Origin of the sequence: Dactylosporangium sp. McL0621, assembly GCF_049995355.1 — a bacterium.
Classification (GTDB): Bacteria; Actinomycetota; Actinomycetes; order Mycobacteriales; family Micromonosporaceae; genus Dactylosporangium.
In genome coordinates this window covers 9,046,296-9,069,278 of the sequence record NZ_CP188259.1, presented here as the reverse complement: position 1 = coordinate 9,069,278, position 22,983 = coordinate 9,046,296, and the positions used below count along the sequence as shown (strand labels likewise).

The window sequence follows — 22,983 nt, the reverse complement described above, 5'->3', positions numbered from 1 at the left end:
GATCCACAAGCAATGCGAAGGAACGTGAGCGCGATGGTTGACATCGCCAACGGACACAGCACCGCATCCCGCAACGCCATCGGCACCACCACCAATCCGCTCGTGCCGGAGCGGGAGGTCACCGGATACCGGCCCGCCGACCACGGCGGTGCAACCCGGACCGCCAACCCCGGCGCCCGTGATACGTCCGCATCGATGGCGGCGGCCCAGACAAGCACACGTTCGGCGACCGCCACCCGGTACATGTTGGCCGGAATCCGGCTGGCGCTCGGCTGGATCTTCCTGTGGGCGTTCCTGGACAAGACCTTCGGACTCGGCCACGAGACCGCAGCGGCGAAGTCGTGGCTCAATGGCGGCAGCCCCACCAAGGGCTTCCTCGGCTCCGCGGCGAAGGGCCCGTTCGCCGGGTTCTACCACTCCATCGCCGGGGCCGGTGTCACCGACGTGCTGTTCATGGCCGCGCTCTTCGGTGTCGGCGTCGCGCTGATCCTCGGCGTCGGCATGCGGCTCGCCGCCGGCGCCGGCGCGCTGCTCACCGTCATGATGTGGACTGCGGTGCTACCCCCGGCCAGCAACCCGTTCATGGACGACCATCTCGTCTACGCCGCTGTCCTGATCGTCCTGGCACTGCTCGGCGCGGGGAACACTCTCGGACTGGGCCGTATCTGGGCCTCCTTGCCGCTGGTGCGACGCGCCCCGTGGCTGCGGTAGCCGCACTGTCCCTCGGCTGGAGTTGCGTACGTCGGCCGATCTCGTCAGGTTCGACCGCTTCGGCGGCAGGACCCTGGCGGGGTCGGGGCAACAACCTCGGGAAGGTCGCTATGAACGATCACCGCGAAACGCAGGCCCAGGTCCTGCTGGAGGCGGCCGGCGGCGCGCGGACGCCGGTCCTCGGCGGCCGTGGGCACGGCACGTTCGCCGGGATCCTGCTCGGATCGATCAGCCAGCGCTGCGTCCAGCGCGCACCGTGGCCCGTCGTTGTCGTGCCGCAGAACCCCGCCCCGTCCGAGCAGTAGCCGCAGCCGTCGTCCGGCAGCCAGCGAGGAGCACCGCATGGTCGTATCCCCTCATGTCGTGGACGCCGCACCCCGGGTCGACGTCGATCAGCCCGGCCCGGAGGGTATGGCCGACAACGGTGAAACAGCCGATGAACGCCGGCCGCTCGTCGATCTGTTCCGGGACCTGCGCACGTCACGGTCCGGGCTGTCGGTACGGGAGGCCGCGCGGCGGCAGGTCGTCTACGGTCCGAACACGTTGTCCCGCCGCACCGCTCGGCGCTGGCCCCGGGAACTGCTCGGCCAGTTCACCCAGCCCCTCGCGATCCTGCTCGCGCTCGCGGCGGTCCTGGCCTGGTTCGGCAGTTCCCCGGCCCTCGCCGTCGCGGTCGTCGCCGTCATCCTGCTCAACGCCGGGTTCGCGTTCGTCCAGGAGATGCAGGCCGAACGCGCGGTCGAAGCCCTTGCCGCGTTCCTCCCGGCGACCACCCGGGTGCTCCGCGACGGCGTCCGGACCGAGATCGCCGCCCGGGATCTGGTTCCCGGCGACATCTTGATCATCGCCGAGGGTGACCGGGTCTGCGCCGACGCGAGGATCATCGACGGTTCGCTCGTGCTGGACCTGTCCGCCTTGACCGGCGAGTCGCTGCCGGCCACCAGATCGGCCGGGCCCGCCGATGCGGGCACCTCGCTGCTGGAGGCCACCGATCTGGTGTTCAGCGGGACTACCTGCACTGGTGGTGAGGCGAGCACCGTGGTCACCCGCACCGGCATGCACACCGAACTCGGTCGCATCGCCGCCCTGTCCCAGCGGACGTCCACCGAACGCAGCCCCCTTGAACGGCAGGTGCGACGCGCGACCTGGATCATCGCGCTCGTCGCGGTTGTCGTCGGAGTGCTGTTCCTGCCCGTCGGGTTGTTGGCCGGGCTGGGCTGGGCCGCGGCGATCAGCTTCTCCATCGGTCTGATCGTGGCCAACGTGCCAGAGGGTCTGCTGCCGACCATCACCCTGGCGCTCGCCGCCGGCGTGCGGGACCTCGCCCGCCGCGGTGCGGTGGTCAAGCGGCTCTCCGCGGTCGAGACGCTCGGCTCGACGACGGTGATCTGCACCGACAAGACCGGCACCCTCACCGAGAACCGGATGCAGGTCACCCAGCTGTGGCTGCCCGGCGCGGAGTACGACACCACGACCACCGCTGCGGTCGACGACAGCGGGGCCAGGACGCTCGCCGCCGCGGCGGCGGCGTGCACCACCGCGCAGGCGCCGACCGGGACGCAACCCGCCGGATCCGGTGACCCGACCGAACTCGCGTTGCTGCGTCTCGCCGCGGAACTGAACGTCGCCGTCACGCCATCCGGTCGTGACACCGCCCGCCGCGCCGTCTTCCACTTCGACGCCCACCTCAAACGCATGTCGACCGTGGACGAGGATGCCGGGACACTGGTCATCCGCACCAAAGGCGCCCTGGAGACCGTGCTGCCCTGCTGCGGCCAGGTGCTGGACCGGCAGGGGCGCCCCCAGCCGCTGGACGACGGCATCCGCCTGGAGCTGCAGCGCACCCTGGACCGGTACGCCGCCCGTGGTCTGCGGGTCCTCGCCGTCGCGACCCGCGCCTTGAACCACGACCAGCCCGTCCCTATCGATCGGCAGCAGGCCGAGTCCGGGCTCACCCTGCTCGGGCTGGTCGCGATGGTCGACCCGCCCCGTGCGGGGGTCGCCGCCGCGGTCGTCGCCGCGCACCGGGCCGGCATCCGCATCCACGTCATCACCGGCGACTACGGGCCCACCGCCGCGGAGATCGCCCGGCAGGTCGGCCTCGGCCACCAGGGCCGGCGGATCGTCGCCGGCGACGAACTCGACCGGCTCAGCGACACCGACCTCGACACGATCCTCGCCGGCACCGATGAGATCGTCTTCGCGCGCGTGTCCCCGGAGGCGAAGCTGCGCATCTGCGAGGCGCTGCGCGCCCAGGGCGAGACGGTGGCGATGACCGGCGACGGCGTCAACGACGCCCCGGCATTGCGCCACGCCGACATCGGCGTGGCCATGGGCCGCTCCGGCACCGACGTCGCCCGCGAAGCCGCCACCATGGTCCTCACCGACGACAACTTCGCCACCATCGTCACCGCTGTCGACGCCGGGCGCCGGGTCTTCGACAACGTCCGCAAGTTCGTGCTGTACATCTTCGCCCACGCCGTCCCCGAGGTCGTCCCGTTCCTGATCTTCGCCCTGTCCGGCGGTGCGATCCCGTTGCCCTTGACCGTGCTGCAGATCCTCGCCATCGACCTGGGCACCGAGACGCTGCCCGCCCTCGCCCTCGGCCGTGAACCCGCTGAACCTGGTCTGATGGACCGCCCACCGCGCCCCCGTGCCGCGGGCGTCATCGACCGGACCCTGTTGGTCCGCGCCTGGCTGCTGCTCGGCGGAGTGTCCGCTGTACTGGTCATGGGCGGCTACCTCTTCACGCTGTGGCGGGCCGGCTGGCACCCCGGCGACCCGACCGGCGCCGGGACGCCACTGCACCACGCCTACCTGCAGGCCACCACGATCACGTTCGCGGGAATCGTCGCCTGCCAGATCGGCACCGCGTTCGCCGCTCGTACCGACCGCGCCTCGCTGTTCACGATCGGCGTGTTCGCCAACCGGTTCCTGCTCTGGGGGATCGCGTTCGAGCTGCTCTTCACCGCCGCGGTCATCTACACCCCACCGCTGCAGGGCGTCTTCGGCACCGCCCCGCTCAGCCCCGCGCAACTGGCGATCATCGCCCCGTTCCCCATCATCGTGTGGGGCGTGGACGAACTGGTCCGCTGGGCCCGCCGGCGCCGTGGCCGGCCCTTTCGCGGGGACCGGGCTCAGCGAGATCATCCCGACCTGGCGGCCGGTCCGGAGAAAGTAATTTGATCGAGGACGGCGGATCGGTGTGATCCGGGTCGGTAGGGCATATGCTGATCGTGCTGCTCCGGTCCCTGGTGGCGGAGTCCTGTAGGTGCTACGGACTCGCCGGCCACCTGAGAGGTCAACATGACCGGAACTATGCCTTCGTTGATCGTCAACTGTCAGGCCGGTCGTGCCCCGGCGGGTGTCACGATGACCACTGCCACCACGTTGCGGCGCATGGATCCGGCGACGCCGTTAGGGGACCTTCCGCGACGCTGGACGCCGCGTCCGCGTGCGGCGGCGACCTTGTCCACATCGGACGTCCAGGTGCCGGTCACGAGCGGGGCATACCCCGATGTGTTGTTGGCCCGGCTGTACGAGATCCCACCGGGCGATGCGGGCAGGGTCGCGGTCCGTGCCGGGGCGATCGAATGGTATCTGCCGATGTCGGTGTACCTGGCCCGCAGGTTCGGTGGTCGTGGTGAGCCCGTCGCGGACCTGGCGCAGGTCGCCGCGATCGGGTTGATCAAGGCGGTGGACCGGTACGACCCGACCCGGGGGGTATCGTTCGCCAGCTACGCGATCCCGACCATTGTCGGGGAGATCAAGCGGTACTTTCGCGACGCGGCGTGGACGGTACGGGTGCCGCGCCGGTTACAGGAACTCGGCCCGCAACTCGTCGTGGCGGTCGAGGAGCTGGAGCAGGCACTGCACCGGTCGCCCACGACAGCGGAGCTGGCCGCCCGGTTGGGTGTCAGCCGTGAGGAGATACGAGAAGCCCGGCGGTGCGCGGACGCGTATCGGCCGCGGTCCTTCGGGCAGCCAGGGCCGGATGGCGAGGTTTCGGGGCTGATCGACAGGCTGGGTGGTCCGGACGTCGGGATCGAGGCGGTAGAGCGGCGTGAGACGTTGCGGCTGGGGCTTGCCGGGTTGTCGGTACGGCAGCGGCGAGTCATCGCACTGCGGTTCGTCGTCGACCTGACCCAGCAGCAGATCGCCACGCGGATCGGGGTGTCCCAGATGCAGGTCTCGCGGCTGCTGGTCCGTGCCCTGGCTCAGCTGCGCGACGGCATGCGCGACGACGTCGACAGCGCCCCGCGCCGGGCGGACGCCATGTGCCAGGTCATTGGTTCAGGTCCCGCGAGTGGTTGTTGAGCGCTCGGCCGGCCGTGCAGCTTCATCGAGTCGTTGCCGGGGGTGGGGGCAGGTGGTGCCCCGGGCGGGAGTCCGTCCGGGGCGCCGGCTGACCGTGCCCGCGAGCCACACCGTGTCGACCGTCTGGTGACGCGCCGAGCCCGGGCGGGCGTAGCGGCGTAGAGTCGGCCATGTCGCTCAAGACCCCGGTGGCGAACCCAGCATCCCGTTGGCGCACCCGGCACCCTACCGCTTGGCGGCAGACCATGAGCGAGTCAGCGACTGCCTCCGCAGTCCCGGAGCACAGCCACGACATCCGAACCGCAGGCGGCGGCCACGACAGCAACGCCGAGCGCCGGCCGGACGACCCGCCCGGTGAAGGCGGCAGCAGCGCGCCGAACGGCCCTTCGGCAGCCATCGCGGACCGCCCCGTGGACGCATCGCCGGCATCGGTGCACCCGCCCGCAGCGGGCGCGAGAGTGACGGACAGTTTCCGGACGCAGCTGACCCGCGGCGAGGAGGTCATCGACCCCGCCACCTGGTCCGGTTCGGTCCCGGTCGCGCACGGCATCGCGCCGCGGCTACGGATCGGGCGCAGCCGCTGGTTCAACCTGCTGTGGCTGCTGCCGATCGGGTTCGTCGTCCTCCTCGTGGCGGTCGCCGCCGCGAAGGGCCTGCGCGGAATGCCGGCGGTGCAGCAATTCATCACCCGGTACCCCGGCACGATCCGGCCGACCGGTCGGGCGCCGGTCACCGGTACCCCGCTGTGGGTCGGTGTGCAGCACTTCCTCAACCTGTTCCTGCTGCTGTTCATCATGCGGTCCGGGCTGCAGATCCTCTCCGATCACCCGCGCCTGTACTGGACCCGGCACAGCACCCCGGGCCGGGACTGGTTTCGCATCCAGCAGCCGGTCCCCGCCGACCCGCTGTGGACCGCGAAGCAGGACTCGATCAGCCTGCCCGGCCAGGTCGGGCTGCCGGGCCTGCGGCACTCGATCGGGCTGGCCCGCTGGTGGCATCTCGGTGTGAACACCCTGTGGCTGGCCAATGGGCTGCTGTTCTACATCCTGCTGTTCGCCACCGGGCAGTGGCAGCGGCTCGTGCCGACGAGTTGGGCTGCGTTCCCGCATGCCCTGTCGGTGCTGATCCAGTACCTGTCGTTGGACTGGCCGACGGAGAACGGCTGGACGGCCTACAACAGCCTGCAACAGTTCGCGTACGGCAGCACCGTGTTCGTCGCCGCGCCCCTCGCGGTGGTCACCGGGCTGGGCATGTCACCGGCCTTGTCGACCCGGTTCAAGCGGATCAGCACCGTCCTGAGCATCCAGACGGCCCGGTCGCTGCACTTCCTGGTGCTGATCTGGTTCCTGGTCTTCATCGTCATGCACATCGCGCTGGTCGCGACCACCGGCGCGCTGCGCAACCTCAACCACATCTACACCGGCCGTGACGGTACCGGCTGGGCCGGATTCTTGATCTTCGCCATCTCCATGGTGATCGTGATCGTGGGCTGGGTCGCCGCGACCCCGCTGACCCTGCGCCACCCTCGTCCGGTGCAGCAGGTCTGCGCCGCGCTCATCGGCCCGGTCCAGCGGCTGTTCGAACACGTCGACGCCACCCCGGGCCAGTACACCGAGAAGGACATCTCCCCGTACTTCTGGCACAACGGCAGGTACCCCGACTCCGTCGAGTACGCGACGCTGCGCGCCGGTGACTTCGCCGGCTACCGGCTGCGGATCAACGGCCTGGTCAAGTACCCCGTCGAGCTTGATCTGGCGCAGCTGCGAGCACTGGAACGCCATGAGCAGATCACCCAGCACTTCTGCATCCAGGGCTGGTCGGGCATCGCCAAGTGGGGCGGCGTGTCGATGCAGACCCTCATGGACCTGGTCGACCCGCTGCCGGAGGCCAAGTGGGTGGTCTTCTACTCCCTCGGCGACGGATCGGACGGCGGCGTCTACTACGACGTGCACCCGATCGAGCAGCTGCGCTACCACCTGACGATGCTGGCCTATGACATGAACGACGAGCCGCTCCCGTTCGGCCACGGCGCCCCGCTCCGGCTGCGCAACGAGGTCCAGCTCGGTTTCAAGCAGGTCAAGTGGGTCAAAGGTGTGGAGTTCGTCGCCCACTACGCCGAGATCGGCAGCGGCCACGGCGGCTACAACCAGGACCACGAATTCTTCGGCTACCGCCAGTCCATCTGACCTGAACGGACACCAGCATGCAGAAAATGTCTTTGACCTCCCTGGCATGTCAGCAGCTCGAACTCGCACACGCCGCCGCCAACGGTCGCAGCAGTACCACCGTCTACGGCGGCCACGAGCACCAACTCCGCCAGACCGTCATCGCGCTTGCCGCCGGCCAGACCCTCAACGAACACGAAAATCCCGGCGAGGCCACCGTCCACGTCCTGCACGGACGGGTCCGTCTCGCAACAGGTGACACCACGTGGGACGGCATCGCCGGAGACCTGCTGATCGTCCCCGACGCCCGGCACAGCCTCGAAGCCCTCGAAGACGCCACGGTGCTGCTCACCGTGGCCAAACACGCATGAACCGAACTGCACCACACACCCGCGGGAATCCGGCATGCCACGGCGAACAGGGGCCCCGAGCCTGCAGCGACTACATCGTCGCGCGTCGCGCGCCGAGCAGTCCGACCGACGTTCCCGTGGCCACGAACCTGGATCTGCGCCTTCGGCGGGTGCGTAGCCGACGGTGGTGAGCGCTGCACCGGCCGCCCGGCATCGGGCGGCCCGTCGCCGAGGGACGTATGGTGCTGTTCTGTCCCGGCGTCCGCCATTCCCGTGGCTCCGCGGCCGGCTGCCTGAGCGTTGCCGCACCGACCGGATCGGCAGGAATCAGCGGCTACACGTCCGGTCAGGCGACTGCCACGCCATCGCGGTCAGCGACACGTGGCCGGCGGCTGCCACAGGCGGGCCGTGCGGCTCGGGCCGCAACCAGCTTCGCTCGTGGCACGCTAGCCGGGTGACATTTCTGCTGCCGATTGCCACGTCGGCTGACGAGCGTGTCCGTGCTGCCCGGACCGCGGTGTTGCCGGTGGGCAGCTTCGAGCAGCACGGCGAGTTCCTGCCCCTGATCACGGACACGGTTGTCGCGTGTCTGGTTGCCGGGCGTGTCGCTGAGGACTATCCGTTGTTGTTGCTGCCGCCGATCACGATCTCGTGTTCGCACGAGCACGCCGGGTTCGCTGGGACGGTGAGTATCAGTGCCCGCACATTGCTCGCGGTGATCGAGGACGTTGACGAGTCCCTGCGAGCGTCGGGTGTGGAGAATTTGGTGATCGTCAACGGCCACGGCGGGAACTATTGTCTTCGCAACGCTGTTCAGCAGTCCACGACCGTCCGGCCGCGGATGGCGCTGTTCCCTGCCACGGAGGACTGGAACACCGCCCGGGTCGACGCGGGCTGTGAGACCACCTCCCACGAGGACATGCACGGCGGTGAGCTTGAGGTCTCCCTGCTGCTGCACGGGGCGCCGCACCTACTGCGGGAGGGATACCAGACCGCCGACCATGTCGCGAACGACCGGCCTGATCTGCTCACGGTGGGGATGCACGAGTACACGGCTTCCGGAATCATCGGGCGGCCGTCGTTGGGCAGCGCGGAGAAAGGCGCGGCAGTGTTGGACAGCCTGTCCCGGTCGTTCGCCCGCGTACATCACCTGCTGGATCCGTGAAAGCCGTCGTCGATGCGTCGCCCCCGTCACGGCGGCGTGGCTGCCTCAGCGATCCGGCTTTCGAGGTCGGCGAGACGCCGGTCCTGGAAGCGCAGGGTCGACCGGGCCGCGGCGAGTCGTTCCTCAAAGGTCCGATTGTCGGCGGTCAACTGCCGGACCCGCTGCTTGAGACTGGTGTTCTCGATGGTGATCCGCGCGATGCTCTCCTCGTCCCACTCGGCTTGCAGGTCGCGGATCTGGCCGAGGAGTTCACCAATGCGGGTCCGTTGACGGATGATCTCGGTGTGGGCGCTGGTGAGCGCGTCTTCGGCGTTGAGCGCTCGTTCCCGCCACACGGACTGCTGGGCGGCGTCGGGCGCACCGCGAAGCTGCGCGTGTTGCTGGTCAGCGTCGGCCAGCGCGTCAGCAACCGCGGCCCGAGCCCGCGGATTGTCGTAGATGAAGGTCCGCGAAACGTTGGCGCGTCGAGCGACCGCAGCGACAGTGACGCGGGCGTTCTCCCGCCGCAGGACGGCGAGGGTGTCCCGAACCCGCTGTACCGCGGCTTGGCCGCGCGCTCGCCGTGCGGCGACCGCCGCGACCGTGCGACTACCTGACGAGGCAGCGGCGCTCACTCGGCCTCCTGTCCATCGTCGGTGTCTTCGCCGGCAGCGGCCAGGTCGTTGGCGCGAAAGGCCATGGCCCACACACGGTGGAAGTAGTCCTGCGGCTTGCGGAGATCGAGTGTGAGGGCGTCCTGGAGCAGGCCGAGGCCCGCGAGGGCCTTCTCCAGGCCGTCGATGGCCCGGGCGGTGGGTTCGAAGTGCTGGTGCAGGTAGGTGGCGGTCGCGTCGTCGGCGGCGCCTTCGGCCAGCAGCCTCCATTGCTGTCGCCGATTTTTGAATTTTGACCCCTTTTGGGTTCGGGAATTTTGACCCCTCCCCGGGTTGGTCAGTTGTGGTTGGCGCGGTTGTCTTTGAGGAGTTCGCGGCGTTGGCGGGTGCGGTAGGAGTCGCCGGTGAGGGTGAGGACTTCGGCGTGGTGGACGAGGCGGTCGATCATGGCTGCGGCGACGACGTCGTCGGAGAAGGTCTCGCCCCAGCGTCCGAAGGGCAGGTTTGAGGTGACCATGACGGAGCCTTGTTCGTAGCGGGATGCGATGAGTTGGAAGAACAGGTTCGCGGCGTCGTGGTCGAAGGGGATGTAGCCGACTTCATCAACCTATGGCGATGTCGTCATAGGTTGATCTATGCCGAGACCGCGACTATGCCGAAGGATGTCCCTCGATTGGGTGAAAGAGGGCGTGATGGCATCGGCATAGTTCTATGACTGGGAACAGCCTTGATCGGAGGGGAGCACGCGCTCTCCGCGAGAGGGGTGACGATGGTGGGGACTCCGCGCAGGAAGGCCGGCGCTCTGGCCGGGCAGGTCGAGGGCTATCGGGAATGGCTGGCGCAGCGTGGCTATACGCCCCTGACGGTCAGGAACATGCTCAAGGATCTCGGTCTGGTCGGGCTGTGGCTGCGCCGGGAGGGGCTTGATGTCGGCGATCTGAGCGAGGATCGGCTGACTGCGTTCCTGGTGGACCAGCGGCAACGGGCCTGTCGTCGACGGCTGGCCGGGGCGAGGGGCTGGTTACCGCTGTTGACGTTTCTGCGCGAGGTGGGCGTAGTGCCCGAGGCGCAGGCCGCGGTGACGCCGCTGGATGTCTTGTTGGGTCGGTATCGCCGCTGGATGCGCCAAGAGCGCGGTCTCTCGGCGTCCACAATGGTGCGTTATGAGAACACGGCCCGCCGGTTCCTTACCGAGCAGGCGTTGACCGGAGGCCGGGTCACGCCGGAGCGGTTGACCGGCGCGGATCTGAACGTGTTTCTGCTGCGTGAGTGCGGGCGGGTCTCGTCGGGTTCCGCGAAGGGCCGGGTGGCCGAGCTTCGGTCCCTGATGCGGTTCCTTCACCTGAGGGGTGCCATCTCGATGCGGCTGGGGGCGGCGGTGCCTCCGGTCGGTGGCTGGCGGCTGGCCTCGCTGCCGCCGATGATGGCGGCGTCCGACGTTCAACTGTTGCTGGATCGTTGCCCACACGACAGCGCGGTCGAGGTACGCGACTACGCGATCCTGATGCTGGTCGCGCGGCTGGGGCTGCGCTCGATCGAAGTGGCCCGGTTGCTGCTCGACGATGTCGACTGGCGCAGTGGTGAGGTCGTCATCCGGAGCAAGGGGCGGCGTGAGGACCAGCTTCCGCTGCCGGTCGAGGTCGGCGAGGCCGTAGTCGCCTACCTGTCCGGCGCCCGACCCCGGCTCGACGATCGCCATCTGTTCCTGACCGGTCGAGCTCCCCGCGCACCGATCCGGGCGGATCTGGTCAGCGACGTCGTCAAGCGGGCCTGTCTTCGGGCAGGGCTGGCCCGGGTGGGGCCGCATCGGCTGCGGCATGCCCTGGCCGAGCAGATGCTGCGTCACGGCGCCGGGCTGACCGCGATCGGTCAGGTGCTGCGGCACCAGGACCTGGCCACGACCGCGCTCTATGCGAAAGTCGACCTCGCCGCGCTGCGGCAGGTCGCCCAACCTTGGCCCGGGGCCGCAGCATGACCGGGCTACGCGAGCGTCTCGAGGACTATCTGCGCCTTCGCCGTTCTCTGGGACACCAGATGGCCGAGGCGGCCTGGCTGCTGCCGGACTTCGTCGCGTTCATGGACGAGCGCGGTCAGTCGACGGTGACGATCCAGGCCGCGCTGGCCTGGGTTCGCCGGCGCGAGGACGAAGTGGTCACGACTGTCAGCCCGCGACGGGTCACCGCGGTCCGTGGCTTTGCCCGCTATCTGAGCGGCATCGACGCGGATACCGAGATCCCCCCGATGGGCCTGGTGCCCTACCGGCTGCGCTGGCGTCCGCCGTTCCTTTACTCCGACGCCGACATCGCCGCGCTGCTCGCGGCGGCCGAGGCGATCGGGCCGCCGTTTCGGGCGGCGACCTACCGCACCCTGCTCGGCCTGTTAGCCGCCTCCGGACTGCGCATCGGCGAGGCGCTCAGCCTGGACGGCGACGACATCGACTGGGCGCAAGGCGTGTTACTGGTCCGCGAATCCAAGTTCGGCAAGTCCCGGCTGGTCCCGCTGCACGACAGCGTCATGCGCGTGCTTCGTGAGTACGACGTGTTGCGCCGCGAGACGACTCCACGACCCATCGACCCCGCGTTCTTCATCTCCCGGACCAGCCGGCGGGTGATCTATGCCGTCGTCAGCTCCACGTTCCGGCAGCTGGTCGCCGCCGCCGGCATCGGGGCCGGCGCATCGCATCCGCCACGGCTGCACGACTTGAGGCACAGCTTTGCCGTCCGGACCCTGCTGCACTGGTATCGCACCGAGGACAACGTCCAGGCCAAGATCCCGTCGCTGTCGACCTATCTGGGACACCGCGAACCGGCCCACACCTACTGGTACTTGTCCGCGGCGCCCGAACTGCTCGCGCTGGCCGCGGCCCGCCGGGAAGGCATCGGGAAGGCGGCCCACTCATGACGTTGATCGCGGCCACACTCCAGGCGTTCTTCACCGACCGGCTCGCCCGGCAGCGCCAGGCCAGCCCGCGCACTATCGCCGCCTACCGCGACGCCCTGCGCCTGCTGCTCATCTTCGTCCAGCAGCGCACCCGCACCGCTCCCGCCGATCTGGACTGGACCGACCTGGACGCGGACACCGTGTCGGCGTTCCTGAACCATCTGGAGGACGAACGCGGCAACAGCACCAGAACCCGCAACGTTCGCCTGACCGCGATCCGGTCGCTGTTCTCCTACGCGGCGCTCCAACACCCTGAGCACGCTCTGCTCATCCAGCGTGTCCTGGACATCCCGCCCAAGCGGTTCGACAAGCGGATCATCACCTTCCTGACCGACGCCGAGGTCGACGCCCTGCTCGCGGCACCCGACCCGAAACGGTGGGAAGGACGGCGGGACAAGGCGATGCTGGCCCTGGCCATCCAAACCGGGCTGCGCGTCTCCGAACTCACCAGCCTCAACTGCGCCGACGTCAGCCTGGGCGCCGGCGCAGCCGTCCGCTGCGAAGGCAAAGGACGCAAACAGCGCATCGTCCCCATCGGCGGCCCGGTCCACGCCCTACTGCAATCCTGGCTGACCGAACGCGCCGGACGCCCCACCGACCCGTTGTTTCCCACCCGCACCGGCCGCCGCCTCAGCCGCGACGCCGTCGCGCAACGCCTGAACACCCACACCAAAACCGCCGCGACGAGTTGCCCATCGCTACGCGACAAGGACATCCATCCACACGTCCTGCGCCACAGCTGCGCGATGTCACTGCTGCAGGCCGGCGTCGACACCACCGTCATCGCACTCTGGCTCGGCCACGCCAACGTCCGCTCCACCGACGCCTACGTCCACGCCGACATGACCACCAAAGAGAAAGCCCTGGCCCTAACCACACCCATCACCGCACGGCCCGGCCGCTACCGACCCACCGACAAGACCCTCGCCTTCCTCGACCGCCTATAACCGCGACCGGGCACTCCAAGCCTGGTCGAAATGCCGCACCCGCGGACCAGAGCGACTCCTATCCTTCACCGGTGCAGGTCAACCAGTACGCCTACTTCGCGCTGTTCAGCCGCAGCATCCCGGCGAGCGAGATGGCAGCCGTCCTCGGGCTCGAACCCGACGAAACCACCGTCCGCGGCAGCCGCCGCACCAAGCCCAAGGCCATCCCGGTCCGTCACTGCTGGAAGATCGTATGCCGCGAACCAGGGCTACGCGTTGACGAGCAGATAGCCCGCATCATCGAACGACTCGCGCCACACACGGCGACGATCGCCGCACTGGCAAGCCGCTTGGACACCGAGGACGAGGGATCCGGCGCCGTCCTGGAAGTCGTGCGCTACTTCAACGACCAGGAGGCCGAGCAGCACGATCACAGCGATGCCGCCATTGAGACCCCGAACCTCTTCGGTTGGCATCTCGGCCGTGAGGTCCTCGGCTTCCTCCAGGCCACCGGAGCGGTCTTGGACGTCGACGAGTACGACATGACACCGGACTATGCCGAGGACTGAGCATCAAACCGCCATCGGGCCAACCAACTCATGGAAACCCGCGGCATAGTCGCGGTCTCGGCATAGATCAACCTATGGCGATGTCGTCATAGGTTGATGAGGTCGGATACATCCCGTTCGACACCGACGCTGCGAACCTGTTCTTCCAGCTGGTCGCATCCCGATATGAACAAGCCTCGATCCTGGTCACGTCGAACCTGCCGTTCGGCCGCTGGGGCGAGGTCTTCGGCGACGAAGTCGTCGCCGCCGCGATGATCGACCGGCTCGTCCACCACGCCGAAGTCCTCACCCTCGCCGGCGACTCGTTCCGCACCCGCGCCCGCTGCGAACTCCTCGCCAAGCACCGGGACAAATAGACCAAGCCGACCCGACGGGGGGTCAATCCCAAACCGTCCAGGAGGGGTCAGTTCTAATCCGCCGTTGACAACAGCTCCCTTGGAGTTGCATTCATTGAGGCAGCGGAATGTCGACGTCGCACGGCTGGATGCGTTTGGTCACAGGGCCCCTCGAAGCCGCCCTTGATTGAGGTGGGCAGCCCACTCGAGGCTGGGACGCCGGCGTTGTGTCGCAGCTCCCATCGAAGCCCCCTTCATTGAGGCGCGTCGGGGATACCGTGCTGCCAGCGCTCGGACCGGGTCGCAGCTCCTCTCGGAGCCTGCCCTTCATCGAGGCTGCCACCACATCCAGGCCACCCCGGTGGTAGCCCCCGTCGCAGCTCCTATCGGAGTTGCCCTTCATCGAGGCTGGTACGGCACCGTCTTCCCAGACTTCAACGTGTCCGGTCGCAGCCCCCGCCGGGGCTGCCCTTCATTGAGGCATGCAAATGGAGGTCGAGGACGACTCCATCTTCAGGTCGCATTTCCCTTGGAGTTGCCTTCATTGGGGCAGCGGAATGTCGACTCGTGCGGCTGGACGTGCTTGGGCTTGGTCGCAACTCCCGTCGGAGCTGCCTTCATTGAGGCTTGGACGTCGGCATGACGGTGAAGCAGGTTGCTTCGTCGCAGCTTCCGTCGGGGCTGCCCTTCATTGGAGGCGGCGACATCGCCGCCCTCGTCCGCATCAACGTCGAACGCGGGTCGCAGCTCCTGTCGGAGCTGCCCTTCATCGAGGCGCGTAGCCGCCCATCGGCTTCATGATCTCGGAGCCGTCGCAGCCTCCGGGTCTGGGCCGAAAAGATCCGCGAACCTGGCGGTGTCGAACAGCACGGAGTTGCCGGCCTGCGCGGCCTTGATGCCCAGGCCGATCGCGAGGCACGCTCGCCCGGTCCTCGGATCCGTCGCGAAGCATCGTTGCCTCAGCGGCGAAACCTCGCTGCTCAAGCACTCCCAAATCTCCATGCATATCTTCTGGTACTCCGACCAGGCTGGCTTGCCCGGAGTTGGCCGGCGATCCAAAGAGCGGCAGCGATAGGTGCGAGATGGTCCGCCTGGGATAGCCGGTACTCAACCGCTTTTCGGTTCCGTCGAGCATCGATTGGTCATGCTAGATCAGCTCGACGGGCGACCGGACCCATGGCTACTGGAGCAGCCTGGCGTCGCCGACCGCCCGCGTGTGTGGCTGCGGGCCGCCGTCATATCACGCCACCCTGCCTCCAATGAGCCCTACGATGGCGCCGAAGCCCATCTTGTACGTCGTGGAACATGCTTCAGCCGCAGCCGTCACCTGCTCGGAGTCGCCCCCGAGCGCTGCTAGCAGGACGCTCAAGATCAATGCTAGGACCGTCAATGCAGTCACCGTGGAGAAGATCAGTTTGAAGCGGGACGTCAGGTCGGACCTATTGTCGGTGGCCTGAGTGTCCGTTTGTTCCGACTTGTCCATCTCTGCCCGATCTCGACTAGCCTTGTGGTTCTTCACGCCCTTGTATACTGCCCGGATGGGACATTGGTCCGAGAGTCTTGTTGAGGAGACTGCTCGGCGGATGGGCGGTAACCCTGACCGCGAGCGCTGAGGGAAGTCCTCGCCCGTGTCGGCCACGAACTGGAGGTCCTGTCTGGCCGCACCTTCGATCCGGCGCACCGGGAAACGGTGGTCTTCGAGCCGAACGCCCTTGGACTCCGGATCCCGTCGCGGCGCCAGCCGGATGCCCACCCCCAGCGTCCCCGCGAACGACGTCGCCTCCACCGTCAGTCGCCCGGTCAGGTACAGCAGCCGAACTGCCCAGCCGATCGCGGTGACGACAGCGGCGGGCGTGCCGGTCGGCAGGGTGAACCCCTCAGGGAGGCCTGGCTGGTCGCCGCTGCGCCCAGGAACTGCTCACCCGCCGCCGCACTGCCAAAGGCACCGCCCACCGCCAACACCGCACCCGTCACCCATACGTGTTCCGCGGCGTCTGCCAACGCCGCATGCAGGGCCAGTATTCCAACGGCGTCGCCTACTACCGATGCCGCTACCCGCAGGAATACGCCCTGGCCAACAAGATCGACCACCCCCGCAACGTCTACCTCCGCGAGGACGTCCTCGTCGAACCCGTAGACGCCTGGCTGGCCCACCTCTTCGACCCAGCACAACGCGACCACACCATCGAGATGCTCACCCAAACAGCCACCGGGTCGACCGGACCCGACCCGACCCGCGAGGCCGCAAATCTGACCATCGCCGAATGCGACACCAAACTCCAGCGGTACCGAGCCGCCCTCGAGGCCGGCGCCGACCCCACCGTGGTCACCACCTGGATCGCCCAAGTCGAACAGGAGCGGACCAACGCCGAAGCCCTGATGGCCGCCGCGGAGCCGGCCACCGGGACGCGCCGACGTCGGATGAGTCACGACGAGATCTCCGACCTCGTCACCGGGCTGGCGGACGCGATCGCCATCCTCCGCCGCGCCGACCCAGCCGACAAAGCCGAGGTGTACCGACAGTTCGGGATGCGGCTCACCTATGACCCAGAAACGCAAACAGTGGGCGTCCAGACCAATGTCGGACGCCCACCGTGGGGCAATGATACGTGTCGAAGGGGGGACTTGAACCCCCACGCCCGATAAAGGGCACTAGCACCTCAAGCTAGCGCGTCTGCCATTCCGCCACTTCGACCGGCTGAACCATTGTACTCGGCGTCTCTCGACCCCGTGCCAACGGCCACGCGACACATTACACGGTCACCGGCGATCTTGACGAATCGGGGGGTCGACGCGCGGGGGCGGCCGGAGGGGGAGCCGGTCGCCCCGCGTCTTGTCCCGGGTTACCCCCAGGGTCGTGATCGATAAACCTCAGTTTTCAAAGATCTTCTTCCCAGGTGGTACGGCGGGTCAGGGCGTCGCGCACTTTGTCCATCACGCCCAGGGCCGGGTCCACGAGCTTGTTCAGCGGGGGTGTGGACGGCGTCCCTGGGTGGGGGCGGGTCGGGGCGGCCGAGCGGGCGATCTCGACGCGGTTGCCCAGGCGTACCAGCTCGTTCGGGGTGCACCGCGAGCGCAGGGCCGGGAACAGCTCGGCGGCGGTGCGGTGGTTGTGCGAGCGCACGTGTTCGGTGACGGTGCGCAGGGCGGCGCGGTCCGCGTTCGTGTGCAGGCGGCGGAGAGCCACCAGGAGCTCCGCGTCGGCGGCCAGTTCGCGGGTGGCGATGTCGGGGCCTTCCGGGAGTACCGCCGAAACCGCAGGCAGCAAATATTGCTCCTCAGCCGACAGGTGCCGGGCCAGGGTGGCCACGAGCACGTCGGACGCGGCCGGCTCCGTCGCGGCCCGCGTGCAGAGGCGGTCGAGTTGCTCGTGCTCCTCGTCCAACAGGTCGATCATGCTGCGGCCGGTGGCGTCGTGCTCGTCGGGCGCGCCCGGGAGGGGCGGCAGGGGGAGTCCGCTCACGGGCTGGCGGTTACCCGGGCGGCTGAGCCTTGAAACGGCAGGTTACCCGCCAGTACCATCGCATGCACACATTTCAATAGAAGGGGCCGCCATGTCACTGACCTGGCGGGGGTCCGCCACCCTCGCCGCCCTCACCGCCGCCGTGATCACCGCCGCGCAGCTGGGCACCGCCGCCCCGGCCGCCGCGGCCCCGGGCCCGCCGCCCGGCTCCATCGCCTCGATGGGCGACTCGATCAGCCGGGGCTTCAATGCCTGCGGGTGGTACGTCGACTGCCCGAGCCGATCCTTCAGTACCGGCACCGACTCCGCCGTCAACAGCCACTACCTGCGCATCAAGGCCGTCAACCCAGCGATCAACGGCCACAACCTCAACGACGCGAAGTCCGGTGCGAAGGTCGCCGACATGCCCGGGCAGGCCGCCACCGCGGTGAGTCAGGGCGCGGCGTACGTCACCATCCTGATCGGCGCCAACGACGCCTGTACCAGCTCGGAGTCGTCGATGACGAGTGTGACGGCGTTCCGCGCGTCCCTCGACTCGGCGCTGGGCACCCTCAAGAGCGGGCTGTCGAACGCGAAGGTCCTGCTCATCAGCATCCCCGACATCAAGCGCCTGTGGCAGGTCGGCAGCGCCAGCTCCTCGGCGCGTACCGTCTGGTCGCTCTTCGGCGTCTGCCAGTCGATGCTGGCCAACCCCGCCTCGACCTCGGCCGCCGACAGCGCCCGGCGGGACCGGGTGCGCCAGCGCGTGGTCGACTTCAACGCGCAGCTCGCCGCCGCCTGCGCAGCTTATGGCGCGAACTGCAAGTACGACGGCGGGGCCGTCTTCGGCTACCAGTTCACCCTTTCCCAGGTCTCGACCTGGGATTACTTCCATCCCAACACGTCGGGACAGGCGGTGCTCGCCTCGCTCAGCTACGCGGCCGGCTACGGCTGGTGAATCTCAGGGTGATCCGGCGGCGACACTGTGTAGTCGTCGCCGGACCACTCGAAGAAATGTCACAGCGGCCTGATAAGACTTCCTCATGGACGCCACCGACGAGGTCATCGAAATCTGCCGCGACCTGCTGCGCATCGACACCACCAACACCGGCGACCTCGCCACGAGCGTCGGGGAACGGGTCGCCGCCGAGTACGTTGCGGAGAAACTCGCCGAGGTCGGCCTCCAGTCCGAGATCTTCGAGAGCGAGCCGGGCCGGGCCAGCGTCGTGGCGCGTTTCGAGGGCGAGGACCCGTCGCGCGACGCCCTGCTGATCCACGGCCACCTCGACGTGGTGCCGGCCGACGCCTCGGAGTGGACGGTCGACCCGTTCGGCGGCGAGATCAAGGACGGCTACCTGTGGGGGCGGGGCGCCGTCGACATGAAGGACTTCGACGCGATGGTGCTGGCGTTGGTCCGGCAGATGAAGCGCGAAGGCCGCAAACCGCCCCGCGATGTCGTGCTGGCGTTCGTCGCCGACGAGGAGGCCGGGAGCACCTACGGCGCGCAGTACCTGGTCGACCACCACGCCGGGCATTTCGAGGGCGTCACCGAGGCGATCGGCGAGGTCGGCGGGTTCTCGGTCAGCGTCGGCGGGGACCAGCGGCTGTACCTCATCGAGACCGCCCAGAAGGGCATCGACTGGCTCCGCCTGCACGCCAAGGGCCGGCCCGGCCACGGCTCGATGATCAACGACGACAACGCGGTCACGGCCCTCGCCGAGGCCGTCGCCCGGGTCGGCACGCACCGCTTCCCGGTCGTGCTCACCCCGACCGTCCGCGCGTTCCTGGAGCAGGTCTCGCAGATCCTGGGCATCGAGCTCGACCTCGACGACCCCGAGCAGGCCGTCGGCAAGATCGGGCCGATCGCGATGATCATCGGCGCGACGCTGCGCAACACGGCGAACCCGACCCGCCTCGCCGCGGGGTACAAGGACAACGTCATCCCCGGCCGGGCCTCGGCCACGATCGACTGCCGCACGCTGCCCGGGCAGTCGGAGCTGTTCGAGGACGAGCTGCGGCGCATCGTCGGGCCCGACATCGAGCTGGAGTACATCCACCGCCAGCCGGCGCTGGAGACCACGTTCGACGGGCCGCTGGTCGCGGCGATGTCCTCGGCGCTGCGGGCGGAGGACCCGGGGGCGATCGCGGTGCCGTACATGCTCAGCGGGGGTACCGACGCCAAGCAGTTCGCCAAGCTGGGCATTCGCTGCTTCGGCTTCTCGCCGGTGCGCCTGCCCGCGGACCTGAACTTCGGCGCGTTGTTCCACGGCATTGACGAGCGCGTACCCGTCGAGGGACTACAGTTCGGCGTGCGAGTGCTCGACCGGTTCCTGCAGCAGTCCTAAACTTTCATCTTTTTCTCAGGGGGATCCCATCATGACCGACCGGCACGCGGAGCTTGACGCCGCGCTGGAGCGGGTGGTCGCGGCGGCGCGCGAGCATCTCGCCGCGGTCAAGGCCGCCAACGGGCGGGCCGACGACGACGAGGTGTGGCGCGCCTACGTGGAGCTCAACAACGCCTCGAACAGCTATGACGAGCTGCTGCTCGACGAGTTCGGCGAGGTCACCCCGTGGGACGTCGAGGCGATCGACCCGGAGGAGGCCGACCGGCAGTTCGGCGTCGGCATCGTGGACGGCGCCGAGGCCGAGGACCCGCACCCGCGGGTGATCTCGGTCCGCCAGCGCCGTGACTACCGCATCCCGAGCGTCGGCGCCCTGCTGGCCGTGGCCGAGGCGGCCCGCCGCGCCAACCCGGGCGACGGCGACGGCGCCGCGGTGGAGACCGTGGGCGAGGCCGTCCTGGAGCTCATGCAGGCCGGCGACGGCTCGCTGGGCGCGCTGGACATTCCGGAGCTCGAGTCCCTCGACGGGGTGGTCATCGTCGCCGAGGTCGAGACCCCGCTCGACCCGGAGACGTACGAGGACAACGACGGCGTCGGCCCGTTCGCCCTGGCCGCGGGCGACCGCGTGGTCGACCGGCTCGACGAGCACGCGTTCGCCGACCTCGAGGAGGACCTCACCGAGGAAGAGGACGAGGAGCCCTCGGAGAAGACCCCGGCCGAGTAGCGCATCGACGTCCGAAGGCCCCGCGGTGCCCCGTGCACCGCGGGGCCTTCGTGTCTCGCGGTGCAGTCGTGACGGGTCGTGTTTGCAATCGCGCGGAGAGTGATCGGACGGGTGCGGTTGCGGCACCTGACCCGCGTGTCCGAGGAGGCGGCGAGGGTGCCGTCGGGGCGCTGCGACCGCGGTTCGGAGAGCGGCTCCTCGTGCCGGGCGACGACGGATACGCCCCGGCCCGGCCGGTCTGGAACGCGGCCGACGCCAAGCGGCCGGCCGTGATCGCCCGGTGCCGGGACACGGAGGAGGTGGCGCTCGCCGTTCGGGTCGCCGGGGAGGCCGGGCTGCCGCTGTCCGTCCGGGGGCGGTGGGCACGACTGGGGCGGTGGGCACGACTGGGGCGGTGGGCACGACTGGGGCGGGCGTTGGTCGAGGGTGGGCTCGTCGTCGACCTCACCGGCCTGCGGGGCGTGAACGTCGACGTCGGGGCCGGGACGGCGACGGGTGCAGGGGGCCACGGGCCGGGGATGTGCTTGCCGCCGCGGCGCCGTTCGCGTTTGCGGCCGTGGCCGGTGTGGAGCATGCGGTCGGGATGGTCGGGTTCACCGCCGGCGGCGGGTACGGGCGGTGCGGGCTCGGCGCGGGCAGCCTGCCCGGCGCCGAGGTGGTGCTCGCGGACGGGAGCGTCGCGAACGCGGGCCCGGCGCGGAGCGTGATGCACGGTCGCGGCGGGGATGTTCGAGGCCGATCTGATCGGGATCGCGGCCGGCCCGGTGGAGGACGAGTGCACCCGCGTGTCCTTCGGCGTGAATCTCGACCGCTGGTACGACCCGGGCAACCGGTTCGCCTCCGCCATCCCGGGCCTGGTGGGTGTGCCGGTGTGAGCTGCGGGTACTCGAAGGTCATGACGCTACGAAAAGGCGAGCACGTGACCTGGCGCAGCCACGGGACGACAGTGCACGGCACCGTTGAGGAGAAGATCACCGAGCGGACCGAGGAGGCCGGTCGCACGGTCGCGGCCTCGGAGGAGGAGCCGCAGTACAAGGTGCGCAGTGACAAGACCGGACGCAGCGCCGTGCACAAGGAGGCGGCGGTCGGGCCTGACGACTGAGCGCCACCTGGCCCCGCGTCCGTCCGGAGACGTGCGCGAGGCCCGGTGGCGGACGCTCGTGAGCGTCAGCTGTAGTCGAGCGTGAAGTTGTTGCAGACGAAGTTCGACTGCCCGGCGGTACCGCTCAATTCAAATCCGAACTGGACCTGCCCGACGGTGACGTCGCCCCACCAGTTGTTGGTGCGCAGCCAGTTCATCACGGCCAGCACGTCGACCGAGCCGGAGTTCGTGTTCCCGGTCCGCACGAACGAGAACACGGCATTGGAGCCGTTCGATCCGCGGTACACATTCCAGGTGTGCCCGCCCACGCTCACGTTGCGGGCGTCGGGCACCGCGCCGTTGGAGTCGTAGGACCCCGCGATCGGGCCGACCGCGCCGTGCTGGTTGGCCCAGATCATGACCTCGTAGGCGTTGTTGTTCGCCCAGATGTCGTAGGCGCTCTCCCAGTCGCCGTCGGCCGGCACGGACACGTTGAACGTGCTCTTCACCGACGCCAGCGAGCTGAGGGTGCGGTTGAGGGTCTTGCCGGTGTGCGGGTACGACTTCACCCCGCTGGTGCGCGGGTGGTTGGCGACGACGCCCCAGTTCATGCCGGTGCGCGCCCAGATCGTCTGCGGCCCGGCCCCGCCGCCCCAGACGTCATTGATCACGGTGTACCCGTTGTTCGTCCACTGGTCCCAGGCGCCCGTCGCGACCCAGGCCGCGTCGGAGGGCACGCCGCCGGGAGTGCCCGAGGTCGGCGTCGGCGTCGGGGAGCCCGTGGTGCGCGACGGCGTCGGCGTCGGGGAGTTGGTGACGGTACCGGTGCAGGCCGTGCCGTTCAGCGTGAAGCTCGTCGGCACCGGGTTGCTGCCCGTCCACGAGCCGTTGAAGCCGAACGACGCGTTCGCGCCGGTGGCGATCGAGCCGTTGTACCCGGCGTTCTTCGCCGTCACCGTCGAGCCGCTCTGGGTGACGGTGGCGTTCCAGGCCTGGGTGACCGTCTGCCCGGCCGAGTACGACCAGACGACCGTCCAGTTCGAGATCGGGTCCCCGAGGTTCGTGACCGTGACGTTGGCCCCGAACCCGCCGGGCCACTGACTGCTGATCTGGTACCCGACCCGGCACCCGGCGGCGGCGGAGGCGGGCAGGGCGATGGCCACGGCACCGGCCGCGCCGACGGCGACCACGGCACCGAGGGAGAGCGCAAGAGTGCGACTTCGCATGGCGGTACGACTCCTAACTGACCGTTGTCGATGCGCTTCGACAGCCGCGAAGCTAGCCCCGGCACCGAAGCCGGTCAATGTGTGCCGTCACAGACCC

General features: G+C 69.0%; 23 protein-coding genes, 1 tRNA gene and 2 pseudogenes. 20 read left to right on the top strand and 6 right to left on the bottom strand.

Annotated features, from left to right (window positions below; translation table 11 throughout):
• Positions 1–195 precede the first annotated feature (195 nt).
• The 7 genes from ACPPVO_RS43035 (at position 196) to ACPPVO_RS43005 (ending at position 8,708) form a co-directional block, all read left to right on the top strand.
• Positions 196–711, top strand: a complete 516-nt coding sequence (locus ACPPVO_RS43035; RefSeq protein ID WP_426514799.1) for a hypothetical protein — start codon at positions 196–198, stop codon at positions 709–711.
• Positions 712–821: 110 nt separating this feature from the next.
• Positions 822–1,016 carry a universal stress protein gene (locus ACPPVO_RS43030; protein ID WP_426504319.1) on the top strand — a complete coding sequence of 65 codons (195 nt, stop codon included), beginning with the start codon at positions 822–824 and terminating at the stop codon, positions 1,014–1,016.
• A gap of 37 nt (positions 1,017–1,053) precedes the next feature.
• A complete protein-coding gene (locus ACPPVO_RS43025; RefSeq protein WP_426504318.1) occupies positions 1,054–3,897 on the top strand; it encodes a cation-translocating P-type ATPase in 2,844 nt (947 codons plus the stop codon).
• Between the two features lie 186 nt (positions 3,898–4,083).
• Positions 4,084–5,028 (top strand): SigB/SigF/SigG family RNA polymerase sigma factor, encoded by a 945-nt coding sequence (locus tag ACPPVO_RS43020; RefSeq protein ID WP_426504317.1) that lies wholly within the window; start codon positions 4,084–4,086, stop codon positions 5,026–5,028.
• 458 nt (positions 5,029–5,486) lie between these two features.
• Positions 5,487–7,214, top strand: coding sequence for a molybdopterin-dependent oxidoreductase (locus tag ACPPVO_RS43015; RefSeq protein WP_426504316.1), 1,728 nt, complete (start codon positions 5,487–5,489; stop codon positions 7,212–7,214).
• Positions 7,215–7,240: 26 nt separating this feature from the next.
• Positions 7,241–7,564, top strand: coding sequence for a cupin domain-containing protein (locus ACPPVO_RS43010; RefSeq protein WP_426504315.1), 324 nt, complete (start codon positions 7,241–7,243; stop codon positions 7,562–7,564).
• Between the two features lie 433 nt (positions 7,565–7,997).
• The gene (locus ACPPVO_RS43005) at positions 7,998–8,708 is read left to right on the top strand and encodes a creatininase family protein (protein ID WP_426504314.1); all 711 of its coding nucleotides are present in this window, start codon (positions 7,998–8,000) and stop codon (positions 8,706–8,708) included.
• A gap of 26 nt (positions 8,709–8,734) precedes the next feature.
• Here ACPPVO_RS43005 and ACPPVO_RS43000 read toward each other — a convergent pair whose 3' ends face one another.
• Positions 8,735–9,322, bottom strand: a complete 588-nt coding sequence (locus tag ACPPVO_RS43000; protein WP_426504313.1) for a DUF6262 family protein — start codon at positions 9,320–9,322, stop codon at positions 8,735–8,737.
• Between the two features lie 77 nt (positions 9,323–9,399).
• On the opposite strand from ACPPVO_RS43000, the gene ACPPVO_RS42995 reads away from it, so the two are divergent.
• On the top strand, positions 9,400–9,597 hold the full coding sequence (locus tag ACPPVO_RS42995) for a hypothetical protein (RefSeq protein WP_426504312.1): 198 nt from the start codon (positions 9,400–9,402) through the stop codon (positions 9,595–9,597).
• A 41-nt stretch (positions 9,598–9,638) separates the two neighbouring features.
• Here ACPPVO_RS42995 and ACPPVO_RS42990 read toward each other — a convergent pair.
• Positions 9,639–9,908: pseudogene (locus ACPPVO_RS42990) on the bottom strand (ATP-binding protein); the annotation flags it as partial.
• A 162-nt stretch (positions 9,909–10,070) separates the two neighbouring features.
• Between ACPPVO_RS42990 and ACPPVO_RS42985 the strand changes: the two are divergent.
• The 6 genes and pseudogenes from ACPPVO_RS42985 (at position 10,071) to ACPPVO_RS42960 (ending at position 14,872) form a co-directional block, all read left to right on the top strand.
• Positions 10,071–11,276 (top strand): tyrosine-type recombinase/integrase, encoded by a 1,206-nt coding sequence (locus tag ACPPVO_RS42985; protein ID WP_426504311.1) that lies wholly within the window; start codon positions 10,071–10,073, stop codon positions 11,274–11,276.
• A complete protein-coding gene (locus ACPPVO_RS42980) occupies positions 11,273–12,202 on the top strand; it encodes a tyrosine-type recombinase/integrase (RefSeq protein WP_426504310.1) in 930 nt (309 codons plus the stop codon). Before ACPPVO_RS42985 ends, ACPPVO_RS42980 begins: the two co-directional genes overlap by 4 nt.
• On the top strand, positions 12,199–13,188 hold the full coding sequence (locus ACPPVO_RS42975; protein WP_426504309.1) for a tyrosine-type recombinase/integrase: 990 nt from the start codon (positions 12,199–12,201) through the stop codon (positions 13,186–13,188). The genes ACPPVO_RS42980 and ACPPVO_RS42975 overlap by 4 nt, the downstream gene beginning before the upstream one ends.
• A gap of 71 nt (positions 13,189–13,259) precedes the next feature.
• Positions 13,260–13,736: a DUF4279 domain-containing protein gene (locus ACPPVO_RS42970; protein ID WP_426504308.1), complete on the top strand. Its 477-nt coding sequence runs from the start codon at positions 13,260–13,262 to the stop codon at positions 13,734–13,736.
• 92 nt (positions 13,737–13,828) lie between these two features.
• Positions 13,829–14,092: pseudogene (locus ACPPVO_RS42965) on the top strand (ATP-binding protein); the annotation flags it as partial.
• A gap of 618 nt (positions 14,093–14,710) precedes the next feature.
• A complete protein-coding gene (locus ACPPVO_RS42960; RefSeq protein ID WP_426504307.1) occupies positions 14,711–14,872 on the top strand; it encodes a hypothetical protein in 162 nt (53 codons plus the stop codon).
• Between the two features lie 439 nt (positions 14,873–15,311).
• Here the strand turns inward: ACPPVO_RS42960 and ACPPVO_RS42955 are convergent, their stop codons facing one another.
• Positions 15,312–15,824 (bottom strand): hypothetical protein, encoded by a 513-nt coding sequence (locus tag ACPPVO_RS42955; protein ID WP_426504306.1) that lies wholly within the window; start codon positions 15,822–15,824, stop codon positions 15,312–15,314.
• A gap of 227 nt (positions 15,825–16,051) precedes the next feature.
• On the opposite strand from ACPPVO_RS42955, the gene ACPPVO_RS42950 reads away from it, so the two are divergent.
• A complete protein-coding gene (locus ACPPVO_RS42950) occupies positions 16,052–16,717 on the top strand; it encodes a zinc ribbon domain-containing protein (RefSeq protein ID WP_426504305.1) in 666 nt (221 codons plus the stop codon).
• On the opposite strand, the gene ACPPVO_RS42945 is transcribed toward ACPPVO_RS42950, so the two are convergent.
• Positions 16,682–16,766 (bottom strand) — tRNA-Leu (locus tag ACPPVO_RS42945). The two genes, ACPPVO_RS42950 and ACPPVO_RS42945, sit on opposite strands and share 36 nt — an antisense overlap.
• Before the next feature lie 183 nt (positions 16,767–16,949).
• Positions 16,950–17,534, bottom strand: a complete 585-nt coding sequence (locus ACPPVO_RS42940; RefSeq protein WP_426504304.1) for a hemerythrin domain-containing protein — start codon at positions 17,532–17,534, stop codon at positions 16,950–16,952.
• A gap of 91 nt (positions 17,535–17,625) precedes the next feature.
• Here ACPPVO_RS42940 and ACPPVO_RS42935 point away from each other — a divergent pair, with 91 nt between their 5' ends.
• The 5 genes from ACPPVO_RS42935 (at position 17,626) to ACPPVO_RS42915 (ending at position 21,681) form a co-directional block, all read left to right on the top strand.
• Positions 17,626–18,471 carry an SGNH/GDSL hydrolase family protein gene (locus tag ACPPVO_RS42935; protein WP_426504303.1) on the top strand — a complete coding sequence of 282 codons (846 nt, stop codon included), beginning with the start codon at positions 17,626–17,628 and terminating at the stop codon, positions 18,469–18,471.
• An 85-nt stretch (positions 18,472–18,556) separates the two neighbouring features.
• Positions 18,557–19,858 carry a M20/M25/M40 family metallo-hydrolase gene (locus ACPPVO_RS42930; protein ID WP_426504302.1) on the top strand — a complete coding sequence of 434 codons (1,302 nt, stop codon included), beginning with the start codon at positions 18,557–18,559 and terminating at the stop codon, positions 19,856–19,858.
• A 31-nt stretch (positions 19,859–19,889) separates the two neighbouring features.
• Positions 19,890–20,579 (top strand): hypothetical protein, encoded by a 690-nt coding sequence (locus ACPPVO_RS42925; RefSeq protein ID WP_426504301.1) that lies wholly within the window; start codon positions 19,890–19,892, stop codon positions 20,577–20,579.
• Between the two features lie 725 nt (positions 20,580–21,304).
• Positions 21,305–21,454, top strand: coding sequence for a hypothetical protein (locus ACPPVO_RS42920; protein ID WP_426504300.1), 150 nt, complete (start codon positions 21,305–21,307; stop codon positions 21,452–21,454).
• Between the two features lie 20 nt (positions 21,455–21,474).
• Entirely contained in the window at positions 21,475–21,681 is a 207-nt protein-coding gene (locus ACPPVO_RS42915; RefSeq protein WP_426504299.1) for a DUF2945 domain-containing protein, read from the top strand.
• A 65-nt stretch (positions 21,682–21,746) separates the two neighbouring features.
• Here ACPPVO_RS42915 and ACPPVO_RS42910 read toward each other — a convergent pair whose 3' ends face one another.
• Complete coding sequence (locus tag ACPPVO_RS42910; protein ID WP_426504298.1) at positions 21,747–22,886, bottom strand: cellulose binding domain-containing protein; 1,140 nt, start codon at positions 22,884–22,886, stop codon at positions 21,747–21,749.
• Positions 22,887–22,983: the final 97 nt, after the last annotated feature.

What these genes read in the sequence shown, in the direction of transcription:
- ACPPVO_RS43035 (WP_426514799.1), top strand. Translation starts at nt 196, where the DNA reads ATGGCGGCGGCCCAGACAAGCACACGTTCGGCGACCGCCACCCGGTAC.
- ACPPVO_RS43030 (WP_426504319.1), top strand. Translation starts at nt 822, where the DNA reads ATGAACGATCACCGCGAAACGCAGGCCCAGGTCCTGCTGGAGGCGGCC.
- ACPPVO_RS43025 (WP_426504318.1), top strand. Translation starts at nt 1,054, where the DNA reads ATGGTCGTATCCCCTCATGTCGTGGACGCCGCACCCCGGGTCGACGTC.
- ACPPVO_RS43020 (WP_426504317.1), top strand. Translation starts at nt 4,084, where the DNA reads ATGACCACTGCCACCACGTTGCGGCGCATGGATCCGGCGACGCCGTTA.
- ACPPVO_RS43010 (WP_426504315.1), top strand. Translation starts at nt 7,241, where the DNA reads ATGTCTTTGACCTCCCTGGCATGTCAGCAGCTCGAACTCGCACACGCC.
- ACPPVO_RS42985 (WP_426504311.1), top strand. Translation starts at nt 10,071, where the DNA reads ATGGTGGGGACTCCGCGCAGGAAGGCCGGCGCTCTGGCCGGGCAGGTC.
- ACPPVO_RS42980 (WP_426504310.1), top strand. Translation starts at nt 11,273, where the DNA reads ATGACCGGGCTACGCGAGCGTCTCGAGGACTATCTGCGCCTTCGCCGT.
- ACPPVO_RS42975 (WP_426504309.1), top strand. Translation starts at nt 12,199, where the DNA reads ATGACGTTGATCGCGGCCACACTCCAGGCGTTCTTCACCGACCGGCTC.
- ACPPVO_RS42960 (WP_426504307.1), top strand. Translation starts at nt 14,711, where the DNA reads ATGACGGTGAAGCAGGTTGCTTCGTCGCAGCTTCCGTCGGGGCTGCCC.
- ACPPVO_RS42935 (WP_426504303.1), top strand. Translation starts at nt 17,626, where the DNA reads ATGTCACTGACCTGGCGGGGGTCCGCCACCCTCGCCGCCCTCACCGCC.
- ACPPVO_RS42930 (WP_426504302.1), top strand. Translation starts at nt 18,557, where the DNA reads ATGGACGCCACCGACGAGGTCATCGAAATCTGCCGCGACCTGCTGCGC.
- ACPPVO_RS42925 (WP_426504301.1), top strand. Translation starts at nt 19,890, where the DNA reads ATGACCGACCGGCACGCGGAGCTTGACGCCGCGCTGGAGCGGGTGGTC.
- ACPPVO_RS42920 (WP_426504300.1), top strand. Translation starts at nt 21,305, where the DNA reads ATGTTCGAGGCCGATCTGATCGGGATCGCGGCCGGCCCGGTGGAGGAC.
- ACPPVO_RS42915 (WP_426504299.1), top strand. Translation starts at nt 21,475, where the DNA reads ATGACGCTACGAAAAGGCGAGCACGTGACCTGGCGCAGCCACGGGACG.
- ACPPVO_RS42910 (WP_426504298.1), bottom strand. Translation starts at nt 22,886, where the DNA reads ATGCGAAGTCGCACTCTTGCGCTCTCCCTCGGTGCCGTGGTCGCCGTC.